Origin of the sequence: Streptomyces pathocidini (assembly GCF_001418495.1) — a bacterium.
In the GTDB taxonomy this organism is placed as follows: domain Bacteria; phylum Actinomycetota; class Actinomycetes; order Streptomycetales; family Streptomycetaceae; genus Streptomyces; species Streptomyces pathocidini.
Genome location: NZ_LIQY01000112.1, coordinates 1 through 2528 on the forward strand (window position 1 = coordinate 1; position 2528 = coordinate 2528).

Sequence of the window (2528 nt, forward strand, 5' to 3'; positions counted from 1 at the left end):
CGCCGCCGACCTGCTCCTGCTGCTCCCCGACGTCACCTGGCAGGCGTACAACCTCTACCCCGAGGACGGCCGCACCGGCGCCAGCCTCTACCACGCATGGGACGAGCACGGCCGGCTCCTCGGCGAGGAGGACGCGGCCGCCACCGTCTCCTTCGACCGCCCCTACGCGGGCGCGGGCCTGCCCCTGCACGTCGGCCACGCCTACGACTTCATCCGCTGGGCCGAGCGCTACGGCTACGACCTCGCGTACGCCGAGGCCCGCGACCTGCACGCCGGCCGCATCGACCCTGCCCGCTACCGCGGCCTGGTCTTCCCCGGCCATGACGAGTACTGGTCCGTCCCCATGCGGCGCGCGGTCGAGACCGCGCGGGACGCGGGCACGTCCCTGGTGTTCCTCTCCGCCAACACCATGTACTGGCGGGTCGAACTGGACCCGTCCCCCTCCGGCGCCCCCGACCGCCTCCTCACCTGCCACAAGCGCCGTGGCCCGGGCAAACCGGCCCTGTGGCGCGAACTCGACCGCCCGGAACAGGAGTTGCTGGGCATCCAGTACGCGGGCCGGGTGCCCGAGCCGCGCCCCATGGTCGTCCGCAACGCCGACCACTGGCTGTGGGAGGCGACCGGCGCCCGCGAGGGCGACACGCTGTCCGGCCTGGTCGCGGGCGAGGCCGACCGCTACTTCCCCCGCACCCCGCTGCCCGCTCACACCCGCCGGATCCTCCTCGCCCACTCCCCGTACGAGGACGCCGAGGGCACCCTGCGCCACCAGGAGACCTCGCTCTACCGCGCCCCCAGCGGCGCGATCGTCTTCGCCTCCGGCACCTTCGCCTGGTCCCCGGCGCTCGACCGCCCCGGCCATGTCGACCCGCGCGTCCAGCGCGCCACCGCCAACCTCCTCGACCGCATCTGCAAACGCGACTGAGGGGGCGTACGCCGGCGGTCGGCGGCCCGCACCCGGACCCTCGGAGCGAGGAAGCCCGGCCCATACGGGAGAATCGGGGCGGGGACTCCTGGATCAACCTACGCGGAGGCAGCGTGTCCGGATTTGTGGAAAAGCCCGAGCCCGTACAGGTACCGGGCCTGGTGCACCTGCACACCGGCAAGGTACGCGACCTGTACCGGAACGAGGACGGCGACCTCGTCATGGTCGCCAGCGACCGCATCTCCGCGTACGACTGGGTGCTGCCCACCGAGATCCCCGACAAGGGCCGGGTGCTGACCCAGCTGTCCCTGTGGTGGTTCGAGCAACTCTCCGACCTCGCCCCCCACCACGTCCTGAGCACCGAACTGCCCGAGGGCGCCCCCGCCGACTGGGCCGGCCGCACCCTGGTCTGCAAGTCGCTGCGCATGGTCCCCGTCGAATGCGTGGCCCGCGGCTACCTCACGGGCTCGGGCCTGGCCGAGTACGAGCAGTCGCGCACGGTCTGCGGTCTCGCCCTCCCCGAGGGCCTGTCCGACGGTTCCGAACTGCCCGCCCCGATCTTCACCCCCGCCACCAAGGCCGAGGTCGGCGAACACGACGAGAACGTCTCGTACGAGGAGGTGGCCCGCCAGGTCGGCGCCGACGCCGCCGCGCAGCTGCGCCAGGCCACCCTCGCCGTCTACGGACGGGCCCGCGACATCGCGCGCGAGCGCGGGATCATCCTGGCCGACACGAAGTTCGAGTTCGGCTTCGACGGCGAGACGCTGGTGATCGCGGACGAGGTGCTGACCCCGGACTCCTCCCGCTTCTGGCCCGCGGACACCTGGCAGCCGGGCCGCCCGCAGCCCTCCTTCGACAAGCAGTACGTCCGCGACTGGCTGACCTCGCCCGCCTCCGGGTGGGACCGCAGGAGCGAGCAGCCGCCGCCCCCGCTCCCCGCGGAGGTCGTGGAGCGGACCCGCGCGAAGTACGTGGAGGCGTACGAGCGCCTGACGGGCACGCACTGGGGGTAGGGCCCGGGGGCACGGCGAAGGCCCCAAGAGCCCCCAGGACATAGAGAGGCCCCGACCGGAATCCCGGTCAGGGCCTTCTCCATGGAGCGGACGACGAGATTCGAACTCGCGACCCTCACCTTGGCAAGGTGATGCTCTACCAACTGAGCCACGTCCGCACCGGCGCTGTGCGCCATGTTGCGCGACCCACTATAGCCAACCCCGCTCGCGTGCGATGCGCGCCGCCGCATGCCGGTTCTCCGCGGAGAGCTTCGCGGCGGCGGAGGAGAGGTAGTTGCGGACGGTGCCGGGGGAGAGCGCGGCCCGCCGGGCGATCTCCGCGACAGGCGCCCCGTCGGCCGCCAACTCCAGTACCTCGGCCTCGCGGGCGGTCAGCGGGGAGTCCCCGGCGCTGATCGCGTCGGCCGCCAACTCCGGGTCCACATAACGGTTTCCGCCGTGTACGGTACGGATGATCTCGGCGAGCCGCCGCGCCGAGACGGTCTTCGGCACGAACCCGCGCACGCCCGCCGCCAGTGCCCGCTTCAGGTGCCCGGGCCGACCGTGACTGGTCACGATCATGCTCTGGCAGCCGGGCAGTTCGCGGCGCAGCG

General features: G+C 72.7%; 3 protein-coding genes and 1 tRNA gene. 2 read left to right on the forward strand and 2 right to left on the reverse strand.

Annotation, left to right across the window (positions count from 1 at the left end):
- Positions 1-922 (forward strand): N,N-dimethylformamidase beta subunit family domain-containing protein (locus AOK16_RS07140; RefSeq protein ID WP_338058479.1); only part of this gene is annotated, 922 nt, incomplete at its 5' end.
- A 113-nt stretch (positions 923-1035) separates the two neighbouring features.
- Positions 1036-1935 carry a phosphoribosylaminoimidazolesuccinocarboxamide synthase gene (locus tag AOK16_RS07145; protein WP_055471386.1) on the forward strand — a complete coding sequence of 300 codons (900 nt, stop codon included), beginning with the start codon at positions 1036-1038 and terminating at the stop codon, positions 1933-1935.
- Between the two features lie 82 nt (positions 1936-2017).
- On the opposite strand, the gene AOK16_RS07150 is transcribed toward AOK16_RS07145, so the two are convergent.
- Positions 2018-2093, reverse strand: a tRNA-Gly gene (locus AOK16_RS07150).
- Between the two features lie 31 nt (positions 2094-2124).
- A partial coding sequence (locus AOK16_RS07155) for a response regulator transcription factor (protein WP_169790869.1) occupies positions 2125-2528 on the reverse strand: 404 nt, incomplete at its 5' end.